This is a genomic window from Phytopseudomonas daroniae, assembly GCF_004327275.1.
In the GTDB taxonomy this organism is placed as follows: domain Bacteria; phylum Pseudomonadota; class Gammaproteobacteria; order Pseudomonadales; family Pseudomonadaceae; genus Aquipseudomonas; species Aquipseudomonas daroniae.
On the sequence record NZ_QJUJ01000003.1, the window covers coordinates 459,536 to 478,096 of the forward strand.

The 18,561-nt window shown below is 63.3% G+C and carries 16 protein-coding genes; 12 read left to right on the forward strand and 4 right to left on the reverse strand.

Annotated elements, in window-relative coordinates:
• Positions 1–205: 205 nt before the first annotated feature.
• Positions 206–916: an NUDIX hydrolase gene (locus tag DNK10_RS10080; RefSeq protein ID WP_131191448.1), complete on the reverse strand. Its 711-nt coding sequence runs from the start codon at positions 914–916 to the stop codon at positions 206–208.
• Positions 913–1,494, reverse strand: a complete 582-nt coding sequence (locus DNK10_RS10085) for an adenylyltransferase/cytidyltransferase family protein (protein ID WP_131191449.1) — start codon at positions 1,492–1,494, stop codon at positions 913–915. Before DNK10_RS10085 ends, DNK10_RS10080 begins: the two co-directional genes overlap by 4 nt.
• A gap of 99 nt (positions 1,495–1,593) precedes the next feature.
• On the opposite strand from DNK10_RS10085, the gene DNK10_RS10090 reads away from it, so the two are divergent.
• The 3 genes from DNK10_RS10090 to nadE are packed head-to-tail and all read left to right on the forward strand — an operon-like array spanning position 1,594 to position 4,289.
• Positions 1,594–2,247, forward strand: a complete 654-nt coding sequence (locus DNK10_RS10090; RefSeq protein WP_131191450.1) for an isochorismatase family protein — start codon at positions 1,594–1,596, stop codon at positions 2,245–2,247.
• Positions 2,240–3,445, forward strand: coding sequence for a nicotinate phosphoribosyltransferase (pncB, locus tag DNK10_RS10095; RefSeq protein ID WP_131191451.1), 1,206 nt, complete (start codon positions 2,240–2,242; stop codon positions 3,443–3,445). The genes DNK10_RS10090 and pncB overlap by 8 nt, the downstream gene beginning before the upstream one ends.
• A gap of 16 nt (positions 3,446–3,461) precedes the next feature.
• The gene (gene nadE, locus DNK10_RS10100; protein WP_131191452.1) at positions 3,462–4,289 is read left to right on the forward strand and encodes an ammonia-dependent NAD(+) synthetase; all 828 of its coding nucleotides are present in this window, start codon (positions 3,462–3,464) and stop codon (positions 4,287–4,289) included.
• 76 nt (positions 4,290–4,365) lie between these two features.
• Here the strand turns inward: nadE and DNK10_RS10105 are convergent, their stop codons facing one another.
• Positions 4,366–5,721: an MATE family efflux transporter gene (locus DNK10_RS10105; RefSeq protein WP_131191453.1), complete on the reverse strand. Its 1,356-nt coding sequence runs from the start codon at positions 5,719–5,721 to the stop codon at positions 4,366–4,368.
• Between the two features lie 169 nt (positions 5,722–5,890).
• On the opposite strand from DNK10_RS10105, the gene DNK10_RS10110 reads away from it, so the two are divergent.
• From DNK10_RS10110 to DNK10_RS10140, 6 genes are all read left to right on the forward strand, one after another.
• Positions 5,891–6,394 carry an RNA polymerase sigma factor gene (locus DNK10_RS10110; protein ID WP_242674678.1) on the forward strand — a complete coding sequence of 168 codons (504 nt, stop codon included), beginning with the start codon at positions 5,891–5,893 and terminating at the stop codon, positions 6,392–6,394.
• Positions 6,391–7,344 (forward strand): FecR family protein, encoded by a 954-nt coding sequence (locus tag DNK10_RS10115; protein ID WP_131191455.1) that lies wholly within the window; start codon positions 6,391–6,393, stop codon positions 7,342–7,344. Before DNK10_RS10110 ends, DNK10_RS10115 begins: the two co-directional genes overlap by 4 nt.
• A 175-nt stretch (positions 7,345–7,519) precedes the next feature.
• A complete protein-coding gene (locus tag DNK10_RS10120) occupies positions 7,520–9,913 on the forward strand; it encodes a TonB-dependent receptor (protein WP_131191456.1) in 2,394 nt (797 codons plus the stop codon).
• 433 nt (positions 9,914–10,346) lie between these two features.
• On the forward strand, positions 10,347–11,345 hold the full coding sequence (locus tag DNK10_RS10130; RefSeq protein WP_131191457.1) for a DctP family TRAP transporter solute-binding subunit: 999 nt from the start codon (positions 10,347–10,349) through the stop codon (positions 11,343–11,345).
• 95 nt (positions 11,346–11,440) lie between these two features.
• The gene (locus DNK10_RS10135; RefSeq protein ID WP_131191458.1) at positions 11,441–11,917 is read left to right on the forward strand and encodes a TRAP transporter small permease; all 477 of its coding nucleotides are present in this window, start codon (positions 11,441–11,443) and stop codon (positions 11,915–11,917) included.
• A complete protein-coding gene (locus DNK10_RS10140; RefSeq protein ID WP_131191459.1) occupies positions 11,907–13,205 on the forward strand; it encodes a TRAP transporter large permease in 1,299 nt (432 codons plus the stop codon). The genes DNK10_RS10135 and DNK10_RS10140 overlap by 11 nt, the downstream gene beginning before the upstream one ends.
• Positions 13,206–13,351: 146 nt before the next feature.
• On the opposite strand, the gene DNK10_RS10145 is transcribed toward DNK10_RS10140, so the two are convergent.
• Positions 13,352–15,508, reverse strand: a complete 2,157-nt coding sequence (locus tag DNK10_RS10145; RefSeq protein ID WP_131191460.1) for a TonB-dependent receptor family protein — start codon at positions 15,506–15,508, stop codon at positions 13,352–13,354.
• Positions 15,509–15,825: 317 nt separating this feature from the next.
• Between DNK10_RS10145 and DNK10_RS10150 the strand changes: the two genes are divergently transcribed.
• From DNK10_RS10150 to DNK10_RS10160, 3 genes are read left to right on the forward strand one after another with little or no spacing between them, the layout of a single operon-like run.
• A complete protein-coding gene (locus DNK10_RS10150; RefSeq protein ID WP_131191461.1) occupies positions 15,826–17,271 on the forward strand; it encodes a cytochrome ubiquinol oxidase subunit I in 1,446 nt (481 codons plus the stop codon).
• Positions 17,272–17,273: 2 nt separating this feature from the next.
• Positions 17,274–18,281, forward strand: a complete 1,008-nt coding sequence (gene cydB / locus DNK10_RS10155) for a cytochrome d ubiquinol oxidase subunit II (RefSeq protein WP_131180947.1) — start codon at positions 17,274–17,276, stop codon at positions 18,279–18,281.
• The gene (locus DNK10_RS10160; protein WP_131191462.1) at positions 18,281–18,424 is read left to right on the forward strand and encodes a DUF2474 domain-containing protein; all 144 of its coding nucleotides are present in this window, start codon (positions 18,281–18,283) and stop codon (positions 18,422–18,424) included. Before cydB ends, DNK10_RS10160 begins: the two co-directional genes overlap by 1 nt.
• The last annotated feature ends 137 nt before the right edge of the window (positions 18,425–18,561 follow it).

Sequence of the window (18,561 nt, forward strand, 5' to 3'; positions counted from 1 at the left end):
ATCGGAAATTGATGGGTTTCACCCATCCTACGGGCTAATCCAACCTACGCGGGTGTCATCCCCAGAACGTAGCCTGGATTAGCAGCAGGCGTAATCCGGGGCCGAAGGCCGTGATCCATGGTTCAGCGCGGGTCACCGAGCGTCCGCTACCGCCTTTCTGCTGCCCTTCATATCAGCAGCATCGCAGCCGCTCCGAGCAGCAATATCAAATACCTGCGCGATCCGCCAGCAGGCTGCGGTCGAAGACGAACACGCCGTCGGCCTGCTCGGTCAGTTGCCACAACTGTTGGGGCCGGCCCATTTTCGGGAAGTTCTTTTCGCCAGTGTCGCGAATCCAGCCGGCGTCCTTCATCCGCTCCAGGCGCTTGCGCAGCGACGTGTTGTTGATCGTCGTGCCCAGGCAGGCCTGGGCTGCGTTCAAGGCATCGAGCACGCTGAAGCGCGCTGGCGCCAGGTACAGCGGCAGGCTGGTATACACCGCTTTGCCGGCCAGGCGTTCCAGGCTCAGGCGCGCCAGATCCCTGTGGTCGAAGGGCAGGGCGATGCGCCCATCCAGCACCTCATCGAGAGGCACGAAACGCAGGCCATCATCGGCCGTCTCGGTATCCGGCGCCAGCAGGGCCAGGTAATAGGTGCTCATCGACCAGCCGCGTGGATCGCGGCTGGCGCTGCCCTCGGTGCCGACCTGCTCCAGGTGCCGTGGCACAACCTGGGCCTTGTCGCGCAGCACGCGGTGGGCGGCTGCCTCCAGGTTCGCGTCGCGGGTGCTGCCATTGACGATCACCCCTGGCAACGCCCATTGCCCGATGAAGGGCTCACGTTCGCGGCGGTGCAGCAGCAGGTGCAGTTGCCGGCTTTCGGCGTCAATGCGCAGGGCGATCAAATCGACACTCGCCAGTACTTCCGCAGAACTCACATCGCCCTCCTGTAAATCGTCAATTCGGCCTGGATTTCCGGCAATTGCCAGGCCTCTGGAATCGCCTGTCCGCTGGCGATCATCGCGCGAATCGCGCTGCTGTGCACGGTCATCTCCTCGTTCGCCACCAGCAGGCCGAATTGCTGGCGCAACTCCGCCGCACGGTGGAAGGTGGTCAGCCGGGGGAGGTTATCCTCACCGATCACCAGCGCCAGGCGCTGCGGCGGCAGGGCATGATCCCGTGCCAGACGGCGCATCAGGTCGTAGCTGTAGATCACCTGGCCGTCGGCGCCCAGTTCACGCTCCACGGTGGAGCACAGCACGCGTTCGTCGAAGCGCGCGGCCAGTCGCTCGACCCAGGCGCAGCGCAGTTCGAAGTCCGCCATGCGCTTGGCATCGGCATGCCGGTAACTGGGCACCACCACTACCCGATCCGCTACGTCCAGCGCGCGCTGGATGACACTGGCATGGCCCGCGTGTGGCGGGTCGAACGCGCCACCGTAAACAGCCATGGCGAAGCGCTGCGACGCGGGCTCGTGGTTATCGGCGGCGAAGGTCTGGAGTGATGACGGCGGCATCGTGAATCTCCTTGTGGGCAGGTGTTGACAGATATAATACACCTGGTGGAATATGTGTCCACTCCGCAGCGATGCGGCTCCACAAGCAGGAGGTGTCAGATGAAGATCGCCACGTTCGATGTCGATGCGCAGAAAGGCTTCACCAGCCTCTGCCCCGATGAACTGCCAGTGGCCGGCGGCCATGAGATCGCCGCGCCGCTCAACGACATGGCGCATCGTGGCACCCTGCGTCTGGGCAGCAAGGACGCCCACGCCCGCAACGCCATCTGGGTGGTGGAAAACCATGCCCAGATGCTGCAGCCGCTGATCCATGCCAACGCCGACCTGACCTGGGTCAGCCACTGCGTGCCAGGCACGCCAGGTTTCGAGCTACTGGACGAGCTACCGGCGCCGATCGACTACGATTTCTTCGTCTGGAAGGGCGTCGAGCCCGATCTGCACCCATACGGCGCGTGCTTCCACGACCTGGCCGGCAAGCGCAGCACGGGTGTCATCGAATACCTGAAGGTCGCTGGCGTGGATGTCGTGGTGGTCGGTGGCCTGGCCCTGGACTTCTGCGTACAGAACACCGCGCTGCAATTGCGCGGCGCCGGCTTCCAGGTGTTGCTGTATCTTCCGGCGTGCCGGGCCATTTCCGAAGCCGGCGCAACGCAAGCCATCGACCAGATGCGCGCGCAGGGCATCATCATCTGCGCCGACAGCGGAGCGCTCGACAGCGAGCTGGCCCGCCTCGAGGAGAGTGACCATGAGTGAGAGCGTATTCGCCCCCAGCATCATCCAGAACCTGCTGGACACCGACTTCTACAAACTGACCATGATGCAGGCGGTGCTGCACAACTATCCCAACGCCGAAGTGGAGTGGGAGTTCCGTTGCCGCAGCGACGAGGATCTGACGCCTTACCTGGCGGAGATTCGTTATCAGATCGAACAACTGGTCAACACCTCGATCACCCCGGATCAACTGGCCTACCTGGAGAAGATTCCCTTCATCAAGGCCGACTTCATCCGCTTTCTCAGCCTGTTCCGCTTCAACATGCGCTATGTACACGTCGGCACCGATGCCGCCGGGCAACTGGCGATCCGTGTGCGTGGGCCGTGGCTGCACGTGATCCTCTACGAGATCCCGCTGCTGGCCATCGTCTCGGAAGTACGCAACCGCTACCGTTACCGCGAAGTGGTGATCGAGCAGGTGCGCGAGCGGCTCTACGAGAAGCTCGACTGGCTCAAGGGCGAAGCTTCGGCCGATGAACTGGCGGGTTTCCAGTTGGCTGATTTCGGCACGCGCCGGCGCTTTTCCTACCGCGTGCAGGAAGAGGTGGTGCACATCCTCAAGCGCGATTTCCCTGGCCGCTTCGTGGGTACCAGCAACGTGCATCTGGCCCGCGAATACGACCTCAAGCCGATCGGCACCATGGCCCACGAATGGTTCATGGCGCATCAGCAGCTTGGGCCACGCCTGATCGACAGCCAGAAGGCCGCGCTGGAATGCTGGGTCAAGGAATACCGCGGTCTGCTCGGGATCGCCCTGACCGACACCATCGGTATGTCCAGCTTTCTCGAGGACTTCGATCTGTATTTCGCCAAGCTGTTCGACGGCTTGCGCCACGACTCCGGTGACCCTCTGCAGTGGGCCGAAAAGGCCATCGCGCACTACGAGGAACTGGGAATAGATCCGCAGAGCAAGACGCTGATCTTCTCCGACGGTCTGACGATGCCCAAAGCCCTGGAACTGTATCGCACGCTGCATGATCGCATCCATGTCAGCTTCGGTATCGGTACCAACCTGACCTGCGACATCCCCGGTGTCGAGCCGATGAACATCGTGATAAAGATGATCGACTGCAACGGCCAGCCGGTGGCGAAAATCTCCGACACCCCCGGCAAGACCCAGTGCCGCGACCCCAACTTCGTGACTTACCTGAAGCATGTTTTCCGCCTCGAAGCCAACTGACTAAGGGAGAGACACCATGAGCAATCGACAAGCCGAAATCGCCACCGCCCTGGGCGTCATCGCCCCGTTCGCCTCGGAGGCCGATGTGGACGCCGAGATCGCCCGGCGCATCGCCTTCATCAAGGACACCCTGATCGCCTCGCACACCAAGGCGCTGGTGCTGGGTATCAGCGGCGGTGTGGATTCGTCCACCGCTGGACGCCTGGCGCAGCTCGCGGTAGAGCAACTGCGTAGCGAAAAACAGGATCAGAGCTACCGCTTCGTCGCCATCCGCCTGCCGCACAACGTGCAGCACGACGAGGTCGATGCCCAGGCGGCGCTGACCTTCATCGCGGCAGACGAAGTGCTGACCATCGATATCGCCCCGGCAGTAGCGGGCCTGGCCGGGCAGGTCGGCGAGTTGAGTGGACTGGCCTCATCGCGTCGCGATTTCGTGCTGGGTAACACCAAGGCACGGATGCGCATGCTGGCCCAATACACCGTGGCCAATGTCCGCAACGGCCTGGTCATCGGTACCGACCATGCCGCCGAAGCGGTGATGGGCTTCTTTACCAAGTTCGGTGATGGCGCCTGTGACCTGGCGCCGTTGAGCGGCCTGGTCAAAGGCCAGGTGCGGCAGATTGCCGAACGCCTCGGTGCGCCGGCTGCCGTATTCTCGAAAGTACCGACGGCGGATCTGGAAGACGAGCGCCCCGGCATCCCTGACGAGCACGTGCATGGCGTCAGCTACGAGGACATCGATGCCTTCCTGCAAGGCAAGCCGGTCAGCGAATCGGCTTACCAGGCCATCGTGCAGACTTACGACAAGACCCAGCACAAGCGCGAACTGCCGCTGGTGCCTTGAGCGCCGTACTGCAGTTCGTAGGATGGGTGAAACCCATCAATTTCCGATGGGTTTCACCTGCGCGGCCCGAATCATCCTACACCTGGCAATCAGTGTTGCGTGCCGTGAGCCACAGGTCGCGGCGCGCCAGCTGCCAGGCCAGCGCGCCGAGGGTCAGGCCGCGCAGTGCCATGAAGGCCAGAAAGGCGATCCACAGGCCATGGTTGCCGAAGCCTTGCAGGATCAGGGCGACCGGCAGGCCGATGGCCAGAGCCACGAGCATGGCATTGCGCATCTCCCGGGCGCGGGTGGCGCCGATGAACAGGCCGTCGAGCAGGTAGCTCCAGACCGCGAACAGCGGCAGCAGAGCGAGGTAGGGCAGATACTGCAAGGCTGTTTCGCGCACCACGGGAATGTTCGTCTGCAGGTTGACGAACAGGTGGCCGCCCGCGCCAAAGAACAGCGCGAAGACCAGGCTGGCCAACAGCGACCAGAGGCCGGCAACGATCAGGCTGCGCCTGAGTGCCAGGCGATCGCGCGCGCCGATGGCATGGCCGCAAAGTGCTTCGACCGCATGGGCCAGTCCATCCAGCGCATAGGCGGTCACCAGCAGGCCATTGAGCAGCAGCGCGTTGGCCGCCACCGTGGCGTCGCCCAGGCGTGCGCCCTGGATGGTGATCAGCAGGAATACCGCCTGTAGCGCCAGGGAGCGCAGGAAAATATCGCGATTGACCCCCAGTAGCGCGCTCCAGCTTTGCCACTTGCCCATCGCCGACCATTGCGTGCTGCCAGGGTGGCGGCGCAGAGCGCCACGGGTCAGCGCCAGGCCGACCAGCAGGCCGCCCCATTCGGCCAGCACAGCCGCGCGAGCAGCACCGACGACTTCCCAGTCCAGACCCAGCACGAACCACAGCGACAGCACGATGTTCAGCAGGTTGGTGACCAGCAGCATCACTAGCGGCGCGCGGGCATTCTGTGCGCCAAGCAGCCAGCCGATCAGCGCATAGTTGGCCAGCGCAGCCGGCAGGCCGAGCAGACGGGTATGCAGGAATTCGCGGGTCAGGGCGTCGAGTTCGGCCGACGGATTCATCAGCCCCAGGGCGAAACCACTGAAGGGCACTGCCAGCGCGCCGAGTGTCAACGCCAGCAGCGCGGCGAGCAGCAGGCCCTGCACCAGCACCTGGCGCAATGCGCCCCCATCGCCCCGGCCACACGCCTGAGCGGCGAAGCCAGTGGTGCCCATGCGCAGAAAGCCGAGCAGCCCGACGATCAGGATATACAGGCTGCTGCCCACCGCCACGGCGCCCAGTTGATGGGCGTGAGGCAGGTGGCCGACCACGGCCGTATCGACCAGCGCCACCAGCGGCACGGACAGGTTGGAGAGGATCATCGGTGCAGCCAGCGCCCATACCTTGCGGTGGGTCGGCGCGTGGCTCCAGGCATCACGAAACATGCGGGGCTCCATCGGGGCTGCGCATTATAGGGGACAGTGCAGCGCCGATGCTGCCTTGCGCCGGTATGGCGAGCGTGGAGGTCGGCGGTGAGACGCTGGTCGCCTTTTATTGAAAATAATTATCAACGGATATATGTTCGCAACCCTTTCCCCTGCACGAGATTCCCGAGTGCGCCCGTCCCATGACTCCGATGCCCAGGAAGGTCAGTTCCAGCGCCATGCGGGCGAATTGCTGCGCTTCTTCACCCGCCAGGTGAAGTGCGACGAGCTGGCGGCGGACTTGCGGCAGGAAACCTGGCTGCGCTTTCAGCGGCGTGGCACAGGGGAGGTGGAAAATCTGCGTGCCTTCCTTTATCGCATCGCTCGTAACCTGATCATCGACCACCGTCGCCAGCAACAGGCGCGGCCGCTGCAGGAGAGTGTGTCCGCCGAGCTGGAATCGGATCAGCCGGGGCCTGAGCAGATCGTCGGTGATGGTCAACAGCTTGCTCGCCTGCAGGATATTCTTCAGGATCTGCCACCCCATTTGCGTCAGGCGTTGCTGTGGAACCGCCTCGACGGTCTGACCCAGAAGGAAATCGGCCAGCGCCTCGGGGTTTCCGAAAGCATGGCTGGGCGCTATATCCTCAAGGCTCTGGAACAGTGTCAGCAGAAAATGGACTTGATGTCGTGACCACCGATTCTTCGCTCCTCGCCCAGGCCCGAGCGTGGCAGGTACTGCTGCATTCCGGTCGCGCCAGTGCTGCCGACCGTGTCGCTGCCGCCGCATGGCGCTGTACTTCGCCGGCCCACGAGCAGGCCGCCAGCGAGGTGGACAGGCTGTGGGCCTTGCTTGGCCAACTCGGCGAGCAGCCCGCTGCGAGCGAAACCGTCACCTCGGCTGCCGTGATCCGGCCATTGCGCCGTGGCCGGCAACTGCGCTGGGCGGTGCCGCTGGCCAGCGCCGCGCTGCTGCTACTGGCGCTGTGGTTGCCCCAGGGCACCTGGCTGGGCTGGTACGCCGACCTGGCGACCGCTCCGGGAGAGGTGCGCACCATCGAGCTGGAGGACGGCTCGATCCTGACGCTCAATGGTGCTACCGCGCTGGACTGGAGCATCAGCGAAGGGCGCCGGGACATTCGTCTGTATCGCGGTGAAGCGGATTTCCAGGTGGCCAAGGATGCCAATCGGCCGTTCTTCGTCGAGGCAGGGCCGGCGCGTATTCGCGTCACCGGTACCCGTTTCGATGTCGACTACGACGGCCGTCAGGTCGTATTGGCGGTGACCGAAGGGCAGGTGCAGGCCAGCGATGCTCACGGACAACCGCAACCGGTAGAGGCCGATCAGCAGGTGCGCTGGAGCGGGAACCGCTTGCAGCAGGTACAACCCCTCGATGCCCGTCAGCAATTGGCCTGGCAACGCGGCAAGCTGGTGTTTCGTGCGCAGCCGCTGAGCGAGGTGTTCGCCGAACTTGAGCGCAGCCAGAGTCAGCGGGTGATCTTTCTCGACCAGAGCGTGCGTGACCTGAAGGTGACCGGCGTATTCGCCCATGACGACCCGCAGGCGGTGCTGCGCGCCATCGAAATCAATCTGCCGGTGCGTCTGCTGCGACTGCCCGGATTGCTGCTGGTAAGCCGGAACTGAGAGCCTGGGCAACGGGGCGCTCCTGCCGGTGTGCCGCGCGTTTTAGCGGCGATGGCGGCTGGCAACGTTGAAAAATAATTTCGCTGCTGGTTCAGAAACGCACTGGCGTTTCGTCTTCCGCTTCTGCAAATGCGACTTTTTCGCATGACCTTTGGCAGAACACAGGAAACCCAGCATGCGCATGACGCGTTCTCCTCTTTTCCAGGCACTGGCTGCCGCCCACCTGCTGCTCGCTGCCACGACCGCGTCGGCGCTGGAGTTCGATCTCCCGGCCCAGCGCCTCGATGCCGCCCTGACCGATTTTGCCGAGCAGGCCAATGTGCGTCTGCTCTACGATGCCAGCCTGACCCAGGGTGATCGTCAGGCGCCAGCATTGAAGGGCGACTACTCGGTTGCCGAAGGCCTGCAGATGTTGCTGCAGGGCAGTGGTCTCAGCTACCAGATCGATCCCCAGGGCACCGTGACCCTGGTGCCGCTCAGCCAGGGCGCCGACTCCCTGGAACTGGGTGCCACTACCGTCAGCGGCCAGGCCGACGGCCGTCTCGACCTGCCGGTGGAATACGCCGGTGGTCAGGTCGCCCGCGGTGCGCGCATCGGCATGCTGGGCAATCAGGACATGCAGGATGTGCCGTTCAGCGCTGCCAGTTACACCAGTGAATTGATCCGCAACCGCCAGGCCAGGAGCCTGGGCGAGGTGCTGGCCAGCGATCCGGCAATCCGTCAGTCCAATGGCTTCGGCAACTTCTCACAGGTGTTCGTGGTACGCGGTTTCCAGTTGTACACCGACGATATCGCCTTCAACGGCCTGTACGGCATTCTGCCGCGGCAGATCATTTCCACCGAGGCCGTCGAGCGTGTCGAAGTGTTCAAGGGGGCCAACGCTTTTCTCAACGGTGTTGCGCCGGGCGGTAGCGGGGTTGGTGGCGCGATCAACGTCGTCTCGAAGCATGCCGAGGATACGCCCGCTCGCAGTATCACCCTCGATTACGCGAGTGGCTCGCGCACAGGTGGGCATGTGGATCTGGGGCGTCGCTTTGGCGAAGACAATCGTTTTGGCGCCCGCGTCAATCTGGCCAAGCGCGAGGGTGAAACGGCGGTCGACGGTGAGTATTCGCATTTCAGCCTTGCCGCTGTCGGCCTGGATTACCGCGGTGAGCGTCTGCGCCTGTCGACCGATTTCGGCTACCAGAAGCAGCGTATCAATGAAGGTCGCTCGGTGGTCTATCTGACGCCTGCGGGGCTGGGCGGCAAGGTACCCAAGGTGCCGGATTCCGATGCCAACTATTCCCAGCCCTGGAGCTGGTCGCAGTTGGAAGACACCTATGGCATGTTCAATGCCGAATACGACCTGAGCGACAACTGGACGGCCTACCTCGCTGGCGGCGGCAAGTACACCCGGGAAAATGGCGTGTACTCCTCGGTGTATGTCGCGTCTCAGGATGGGCGTGGGCAGATTGGCCGCTTGTATTCGCCACTCGATCAGGAAACCTTCAGCAGCGTGGCTGGATTGCGTGGCAGCCTGCAAACCGGTTCGGTCAGTCACCAGCTCAATGTCGCAATGAACGGCCTTTGGCAGGAAAAGCGCAATGCCTTCGAGTCGACCACGGTCGATAACCGCTTGCCTGGCAATCTCTACGATCCGCTGCCCGTGGGTGAACCGGTCGCGAGTGTCAGCGGTGATCTGCACGATCCGAGCAAAACGGCCAAGGTGATAACTCGCAGTCTGGCTATTTCCGACACCCTGGGTTTCTTCGATGATCGGCTGCTGCTGACATTGGGGCTACGGCGCCAGTCCATCGGTGCCGATGCCTGGAATGCCGCCAGTGGAGCACGCACCGCCAACTATGAGGACAGCATCACCACGCCGGCCTATGGCCTGGTGTTCAAGGCGACCGATGTGGTGTCGCTGTATGCCAACCGCATCGAATCCCTTCAGCAGGGGCCGACCGCGCCTGCTGCGGCAAGCAATAGCGGCACAATGTTCGCGCCGTATCGTACCAAGCAGATCGAGGCAGGCGTCAAACTGGATTGGGGCACTTTTGGTGGCAGCCTGGGCGTCTATCGCATCGAGCAACCCCAGGGCGTGACTCAGAACGGCACGTTTAGCGTGGACGCCGAACAGCGTAACCGCGGCATAGAGTTGAATCTGTTCGGTGAGCCCTTGCCGGGCCTGCGCGTATTGGCCGGTGGTACCTTGGTGGATACCGATCTTCGCGGTACCGCTGGAGGTGCCAACGACGGCAATAGTGCCGTCGGCGTGCCTGAGTTCCAATACAACGTCAGTGCCGACTGGGACGTGCCTGGCGTGTCGGGCCTGAGTGTAAACGGGCTGTTGCTGCGCACTGGCGGTCAGTACTTCGACTCGGCCAATACCCTGAGCATTCCGGCCTGGACGCGAGTGGATCTTGGCGCGCGTTACGCGATGAAACTGGACGAAGAACGTCAGCTCACTCTGCGTGCCGGCCTGGAAAACGTGGCCGACAAGGCCTACTGGGCCTCCACTAATGGTGGCTACCTCACCCAGGGTGAGCCGCGTACCTTGAAGGTGTCGGCAACCCTGGACTTCTGAGGGCCGTCGTTGTTGGCGTGGAGGGCTGAGCAGCATAGGGCGCAGCGGCAACCGAAGCCGCTGCCGACCTGACCCAGGAAACCTACCTGCGCACCTTCATCTTGCGCATTGGCCGCAACCTGGCCATCGACCATGTGCGCAGCCGCCCCTCGTGAGCGCCACGATCAGAGTCTGATTCATCGTTGTACGACACCTGCCGATGGCACGCAGGCCGAGCTTCTGGGATAGTTGGTCACCTGACGCTACCCGTCAGGCTGCGGTCTGCCGTTCACAAGACGAAAACCACCGCTCCGGCACTTCGGTGTCTTTCTCCCCGTGCCAACCCCGGCACCCCAGGCGAACCATCCGCTCGCCGCTGGATCTGCGCTGCCCGGCCATGGCTGGCGCGCTGCGTGTAAAACAACTAGAACCACGATCCACTCAAGGATGCATGATGAAACTCACTGGCTTTTTCGCGGCCATGGCCGCTACTGCCGCGCTCTGTGCAGGTTCAGCTGCGCAGGCGCGTGAATACTCCGTGTCCACCGTGCTGTCCGATGCCTTTCCCTGGGGGCAGGCGGCGCAGAAGTGGGCCGATCTGGTCAACGAACGCTCCGAAGGGCGCATCACCCTGCGTGTGTATCCCAATGCGCAACTGATCACCGGCGACCAGACCAAGGAGTTCTCCGCCATGCGCTCCGGCCTGATCGACATGGCCGTGGGCTCGACCATCAACTGGTCGCCGCAGGTGCCGGAACTCAACCTGTTTTCCCTGCCGTTCCTGATGCAGAGCAACGCCGACCTGGATGCCATCACCAAAGGTGAAGCCGGCAAGCTGGCCTTCGCCGCCATCGAGAAGCGCGGCATCATCCCTCTGGCCTGGGGCGAGAACGGTTTCCGCCAACTCTCCAACTCGGTCAAGTCGGTACGCACCCCCGCTGATCTCAAGGGCCTGAAAATTCGTGTAGTCGGCTCGCCGCTGTTCCAGGACACCTTCTCCACGCTGGGCGCCAACCCCACGCAGATGAGCTGGGCGGATGCCAAGCCGGCGCTGACGACTGGTGCGGTGGATGGCCAGGAGAACCCACTGTCGGTATTCGATGTGGCGCGTATCGACCAGGCCGGGCAGAAGTACCTGACCCAGTGGAACTACATGGCCGATCCGCTCATCTTCGCCGTCAATCAGCGTATCTGGAGCAGCCTGCCGGAGGCTGATCGTGAGCTGCTGGCGCAGGCCGCCCGTGATGCCGGCGAGTGGGAAGTGGCGCTGTCGCGCGAGGCGGAAGTAAAGCGCCTGGCAGATATCCGCGAGCGCGGCGTGGAGGTGACCGAACTGAGCGAGAGCGAACATCAGGCTTTTGCCGACGCCACCCGCAGCGTGCATGAAAAGTGGGCACCGCGTATCGGCAACGAGCTGATGGAAGCGGCGCAGAACGCCATCGCCCGGCCCTGATCCCTAGGAGGCCGTTGAGGAACTGCCTAGGTTCTTCAACGGCCTGCTAGCTGTTTTATCGGGAACCGGTCGGCTCCCGTTCGTTCGAGGTTGTCATGAGCAAGAAACCGGACGCGCCCATCGAGCGCGTGCTGGCCACCCTGGCGTTGGCACTGATCGCTGTGATCAGCCTGGCCAACGTGGTGGTGCGCTATTTCACCAATGTGTCGTTCGCTTTCACCGAGGAACTCTCGGTATTTCTGCTGGTGGTGCTGACCTTTGCCGGCGCCTCGGTGGCGCTGCGCCGTAACGGCCACATCCGCATCAGCATGATCGAACAGCTGTTCCCGCGCCTGCGCATGCCGCTGGTCTGGCTGCAGTGGCTGGCCGGTGTGCTGGTGTTGGGCCTGGTCAGCTGGTACGGCGGGCAGTTCGCCTGGGAAGAGTTTCAGTGGGAATCCGAGTCGCCGGGCATGGGCCTGCCGAACTGGTGGTACGTGGTCTGGCTGCCGCTGTTGAGCCTGTTCATGCTGCTGCGCCTGACCCAGATGACCCTGGATCGCCTGCGCGGGAGGATCAGCGATGAGCCCTGATCTCTGGCTGATCGTCAGTTTTCTAGCCTTGCTGGCGCTGGGCGTGCCGGTGGCTTTCGCACTGGGCCTGTCCGGTGCCATCGGCATCGTCGCCGGGCTTTCGCCGGATATGCTCGCGACCCTTGGCACCAATACCTATAACAGCGTGGCCAAGTACCCGCTGATCGCCATCCCGCTGTTCATTCTTACCGGCCTGGTGTTCGAGAAGGCTGGCGTGGCGATACGGCTGGTGCGTTTCGCCCAGGCCGTGATCGGCCCGCGCCACGGTGGCCTGGCCATGGTCGCCGTACTGGTATGCATGATCATGGGCGGCATGAGCGGCTCGGGCCCGGCGGATGCCGCGGCCGTGGCCATGGTGATGCTGCCGAGCATGACCAAAGCCGGTTATCCCAAGCCGTTCTCGGCGACGGTGATCGCTGCGTCGGCCTCGACTGCGATTCTGATCCCGCCGTCGATCGCGTTGATCTTGTATTCCATCGTGGTGCCCGGGGTGGATCTGCGTGCGCTGTTCGCTGCCGGCCTGTTCCCCGGCATCCTCGCCGGCCTGACGCTGTTGTTGCCGGTGTGGCTGATCTCGCGCCGCTACGGCTGGGAGGCGCCCCAGGGCGAAGAGCGCCCGCCGCTGTGGGCGAGTTTCAAGGATGCGCTGCCGGCGCTGTTCGCGCCGATCCTGATCCTCGGCGGCCTGCGCAGCGGCCTGTTCACCCCGACCGAAGCAGCGGTGACGGCGGTGGCCTATGGCATCCTGGTGGGCCTGTTCATCACTCGCGAGTTGGACTGGCGCAGCCTGTGGCGACTGTGTGGCGAGGCGGCGGTGATTTCCGGCGTGGTCATGCTGATCATCGCCCTGGCCGGTATCTTCGCCTGGGCCGGCACCATGCTCGGCACCTTCCGCCATCTGGCCGAGTGGATGATTTCGCTGTCGGACAACGGCACCATGCTGCTGATTCTGGTGATGCTGGCGGTGTTGCTGGTGGGCATGTTGCTGGACGCCATTTCCATCTACCTGATCCTGATGCCGATCCTGATCCCGGTGATGCAGCACTTCGGCTGGAACCCGGTGTGGTTCGGCATCCTGATGGCGATGAATATCGCCATCGGTCAGTTCACGCCTCCAGTGGCGGTCAACCTGCTGGTGACCACCGAAGTGGCGAAGATCAGGCTGGAGCAGACGGTCGGCTGGGCACTGTTGTTCGTGGTGATCATGGGCAGTGCGCTGGTGCTGGTGGCGGTCTTCCCGGAAATCGCCCTGTGGCTGCCGCGCAAGCTGGGGTATGCGGTGGAGTGATGCAGAGGCTCTGCCCATCCTGTTGGAGTCATGCGTGCGATTGGCGAGCATGAGCTGGGCGTTGCTGTGTGAGGCGATCTGAAACCAACCGATGCATAGCCGCTGTTGGCAGCGGCTATGCATCGATTTACCCCGCCGTTTGTTCGTCAATTGAAACTGTAGGAAACCCCGAGGAAAGCCCCGAAACCATCGCCCGGCGTGGAACGGGCAATGTCCACGCCTTTGTCGTCATAGCCCGGCGTGACCGTGGCGGCGTAGCGCTTGTCGGTCAGGTTGCGCAGATCCAGCCAGGTCTGCCAGTCCTGTTTCGGCGAGGCGTAACCCAGAGTCGCGCCGAAAATGGCGTAGGCATCGGCGTAATAGGAGTTGGCGTAATCCACCGCCACCTTGGAGGCGTATTGAGTATTGAGCCCGGCGTAGAAACCGCTCGGGTGGCTGTAGCGCAGCTCGGCCTGATAGTAGTGGCGCGGCAGGCCCGGCAGGCGGTTGTCGCCGTAGGTGTCGTCGTCGCGGTAGTGAAAATCGCTGAAGGTATAGGCCTGGCGCAGGGCCAGGTCACCGGCAGCGCCGCCTTGCCACAACGGGCTGTCGAGGCCGAGCTCGATGCCCTGGTGAATGGTGGGGCTGGCGTTGGATTCGGAAGGAGGAACGCCGGGCGTGATTTCTACTGTTAGCAGCTCATGACGTACCAGCGAATAGTAATAGGCCACATCCCACTGACCCAGCACGGAGTCGCCGCGTCCGCCAACTTCGAAGGTGGTGGCGGTCTGGTTATCCATCGAGATCGGCGCGCGCTGGCGAGCACTGTACGGCTGGTTGCTGGCCGGGAAACGCAGTGGTGAACTCCAGATCATAGACCAGGCGTGGGGCGGCTCGACCGAGCGGCTGATATTGCCGTACAGCTGCACCTCAGGGTTGAGCTGATAGCGCAGGCCGATGCGCGGCGCGTAGTCCCAGGTGTGTTCGCTGAGCGTGTCGTCGGTGGCCGGCCAGGTCACCTCGACCTGACGGCGGGTATAGATCAGCGCCAAACCGGTGGTCAGCCACAGATCGGGCACCAGCTCGGTTTCGTTGCTGGCGTGCAGCACGTTGTCCGAGCCCTGGTGGATGTAATCGCGCATCAGGGTGCCGGATGGATAACTGGCGGTCGGCGCACCTGCTGGAACATTGAGCGGCATATGCGCCGTTTCCCGGGATTTGGTGCTGGGCAGGTTACTGGTGGTGCGCAGGCCGATGGTGCTGTTGCTGTTCAGGCCGAACAATGAGTGTTCACGGCTGTAGGCGAGGCTGCCGCTGATATCGCGGTAGGCGACGCGCACGCGGTAGTCGCTCTCGCGGATATCCATCGGGTAGTCGTGATAGGCCAGGCCCACTTCCAGCTTGCTGTCGTCGTCCAGGCGCAGGGTGGTCTTGTTGGCCAGCCAGGTGCTGCCCGGTTGGTCGCGGCGGGCATTGATTCGAAGGTTTCCGGCATTGGCCTGGCGTGGGTTGTCCTTGATCTGCGCCTTGGTCAGCCGCCCGGGCGTATCGTGCTCGGTCTCCCGGTAGCGCAGGTAGAAACGCGTTTCCAGATTTTCGTTGAGGCGGTAGCCGACATTGGCCGCCACGCCCTTGCCTTTACCCGAGGCATGATCCTGATAACCGTCGTAGCGATTGTCGGTGAGGTTGATGTAGTAATCGAAGTCTCCCAGCGCCTGACCGGAGCTGATGCTGCGTTTCTGGTAGCCATGGCTGCCGGCTTCGTAGCGCAGTTGCAGCTTGGCCGCATCGCGCCCGGTGCGGGTGATGTAGTCCACGGCGCCGCCTAGTGCCAGGGAACCACGGTCGAAGCCGTTGGCCCCGCGCAGCACCTCGGCGCGGCTCAGCCACAGAGGTTCGAGCAATTCGTAAGGGGTGCCGCCCGAGCCGGTCAGTGGCAGGCCGTCGAGCATCACGTGCATGCCCGAGGCGTGAGCGCCTGGGCCGCGATTGATCCCCGAGCCGCGCACGGAAACCTTTAGCCCCTCGTTGCCCGGCGACTGCGCGTAGACGCCGGGCTGGTAGGCCAGCACATCCTGGTTACCGGCGACTCGGCCCTCGGCGATCCGCTCCATGTCCACCAGGTTGCTGCCACCTGGAATATGCCTCAGCCGTTCCTGCGCCGCTTGCTGCTCGGTCAACGGTTGATCGAAAACCAGTACGCCCTCCAGCTGCAGGGCCCCCGGCGTGCTCTCGGCATGGGCGACGGGAAGCGCCGCACAGGTCAGCAGGCTGGCCGTCAGCAGATGGCGCGGGCGCATGGCGAAGGGGGGGAGGGAACGCATTTTCGGGAATCTCCATGGGAACAGCCGGCAGCGGTTGGAGCAGGCAGCGCCGGGTAGGACGGTCGCTCGGCAGGATAAGCCACGTCTGTCCCTTCGTCCGATAGTCCGCACAGCCGCTAACCTCATGGAACTAAGTCAGAACGCCGCACGCGACGGCCTGTCGCGCGGCAACCCACCACGGCGGCAAGAAGCGCGGTGCGGCGTAGTCTCTTACATGGCGATTGATCCAGGTCAAGATGCTTTTCGCCTGGCCTGATCTCGCGGTGTTGCAGATAACTAGAAGTCGATAACCGATAAACCTGATCGAGGACGCTTCCATGTTTGGCCTAGAGGCTTTGGATCTTGCGCGCATCCAGTTCGCCTTCACCATTTCCTTCCATATCATTTTCCCGGCTATCACCATCGGCCTGGCCAGCTATCTGGCCGTGCTCGAAGGCCTGTGGCTGAAAACCGGCGAGGCGGTGTACCGCGACCTCTACCATTTCTGGGCGAAGATCTTCGCCGTCAACTTCGGCATGGGCGTGGTCTCCGGCCTGGTGATGGCCTACCAGTTCGGTACCAACTGGAGCGCCTTCTCGGATTTCGCCGGCTCGGTCACCGGGCCGCTGCTGACCTATGAGGTGCTCACCGCGTTCTTCCTCGAAGCAGGCTTTCTCGGTGTCATGTTGTTCGGCTGGAACCGCGTCGGGCCGGGGCTGCACTTCTTTTCGACGATCATGGTAGCGGTCGGTACGCTGATCTCGACCTTCTGGATTCTCTCCTCCAACAGCTGGATGCAGACGCCCCAGGGATTCGAGATCGTCGATGGCCGGGTGATTCCGGTGGACTGGTTCGCGGTGGTGTTCAACCCGTCGTTCCCGTATCGCCTGGCGCACATGGCCACCGCCGCGTTTCTCGCCACGGCGTTCTTCGTCGGCGCTTCGGCGGCCTGGCACCTGCTGCGCGGGCGTGACACCCCGGCGATGCGCAAGATGTTCTCGATGGCGCTGTGGATGGCGCTGCTGGTGGCGCCGATACAGGCGGTGATCGGTGACTTCCATGGCCTCAACACCCTCGAGCATCAACCGGCGAAGATCGCCGCCATCGAAGGCCACTGGGACAACAGCTCCGGCGAGCCAACGCCGTTGATCCTGTTCGGCTGGCCGGACATGGAGCGCGAAGAAACCCGCTTCAAGGTCGAAGTGCCTTATCTAGGCAGCCTGATCCTGACCCACAGCCTGGACAAACAGGTTCCGGCACTGAAGGAGTTCGCCAAGGAGGATCGGCCCAACTCGGCCATCGTGTTCTGGTCGTTCCGGGTGATGGTCGCCATGGGCATGCTGATGATCCTTACCGGGCTGTGGAGCCTGTGGCTACGCTGGCGCGGCAGCCTCTATCGGTCTCGTCCGTTCCTGTATTTCTGCCTGTGGATGGGGCCGTCCGGGCTGATCGCCATCCTCGCCGGCTGGTTCACCACCGAAATCGGTCGTCAGCCCTGGGTGGTCTACGGCTTGATGCGCACCGCCGATGGTGTGTCGATGCACAGCGCGGCGCAACTGGGCCTGACCCTGGTGCTGTTCGTGGTCGTTTACTTCGCGGTGTTCGGTGCCGGCATGAGCTACGTGATGCGCCTGGTGCGCAAGGGGCCGGTTACCGGTGAAGGCGATCACCAGGGTGAAGGCGGGCCGGGCACTCGGCACACACCGGCGAGGCCACTGTCGGCCCCCCAAGAGGGGATGCATGACAGTGACCATGGCGGTGCAGACGCGAACGGGAGGGTATGACCATGGGTATCGATCTTTCGATCATCTGGGCGGTGATCATCGTCTTCGGCGTGATGATGTACGTGATCATGGACGGCTTCGACCTGGGCATCGGCATCCTCTTCCCGTTCGTGCCGGACAAGGGCGAGCGCGACATCATGATGAACACCGTGGCGCCGGTCTGGGACGGCAACGAAACCTGGCTGGTGCTCGGCGGCGCCGGGTTGTTCGCCGCCTTCCCGCTGGCCTACTCGGTGGTGCTCAGCGCCCTGTATCTGCCGTTGATCTTCATGTTGTTGGGCCTGGTGTTTCGCGGCGTGGCCTTCGAGTTTCGCTTCAAGGCCAGGGATCACAAGCGGCATATCTGGGACAAGGCCTTCATCGGCGGCTCCGTGGCGGCAACCTTCTTTCAGGGCGTGGCCCTGGGCGCCTTCATCGAAGGCATTCCGGTCGAAGGCCGGGCGTTCTCCGGTGGCTCGCTGGACTGGCTGGCGCCGTTTCCGCTGTTCAGCGGCCTGGGCTTGATCGCCGCCTATGCGCTGCTCGGCTGCACCTGGTTGATCATGAAAACGGAAGGGCGCCTGCAGCAACAGATGCACGATATGGCGCGCCCACTGGCGCTGCTGTTGCTGGCGGTGATCGGCATCGTCAGCCTGTGGACGCCGCTGTCCCAGGCGAGCATCGCCGAGCGCTGGTTCAGCCTGCCAAACCTGTTCTGGTTCCTGCCCGTGCCGTTGCTGGTACTGGCGAGCTTCTTCTACCTGCTGCGCTCGGTGGCCAATTACGATAACAGCAAGCCGTTCGTGCTGACCCTGGTACTGATCTTCCTCGGCTACAGCGGCCTGGGCATCAGCCTGTGGCCGAACATCGTGCCCGGCTCGCTGACCATCTGGCAGGCCGCCGCACCACCGCAGAGCCAGGGCTTCGCCCTGGTCGGCGCGCTGTTCATCATTCCCTTCATCCTCGTCTACACCGCGTGGAGCTACTACGTATTCCGCGGCAAGGTGACGCCTGACCAGGGGTACCACTGATGAATCGCACAACTGAAAAGAAACCGCTCTGGCAGCGTATCGCCTGGCTGGCCGGCATCTGGACGGTGAGCGTGCTGAGCTTGGGGGCTCTGTCGTACCTGTTGCGGTTGTTTATGAATGCGGCGGGGTTGAGTACGCCTTAGCGGCGTACTGCAGGCGCTCCGGTAGGGTGGATCGGGGCGCGTAGCTGACACTTTATCCATCCATCATGGAGTCAACCGTGATTTGCCTTGGGTTACGCGCATTGAAAATGGTGGACAAGCTTCGCGTTGTCCACCAT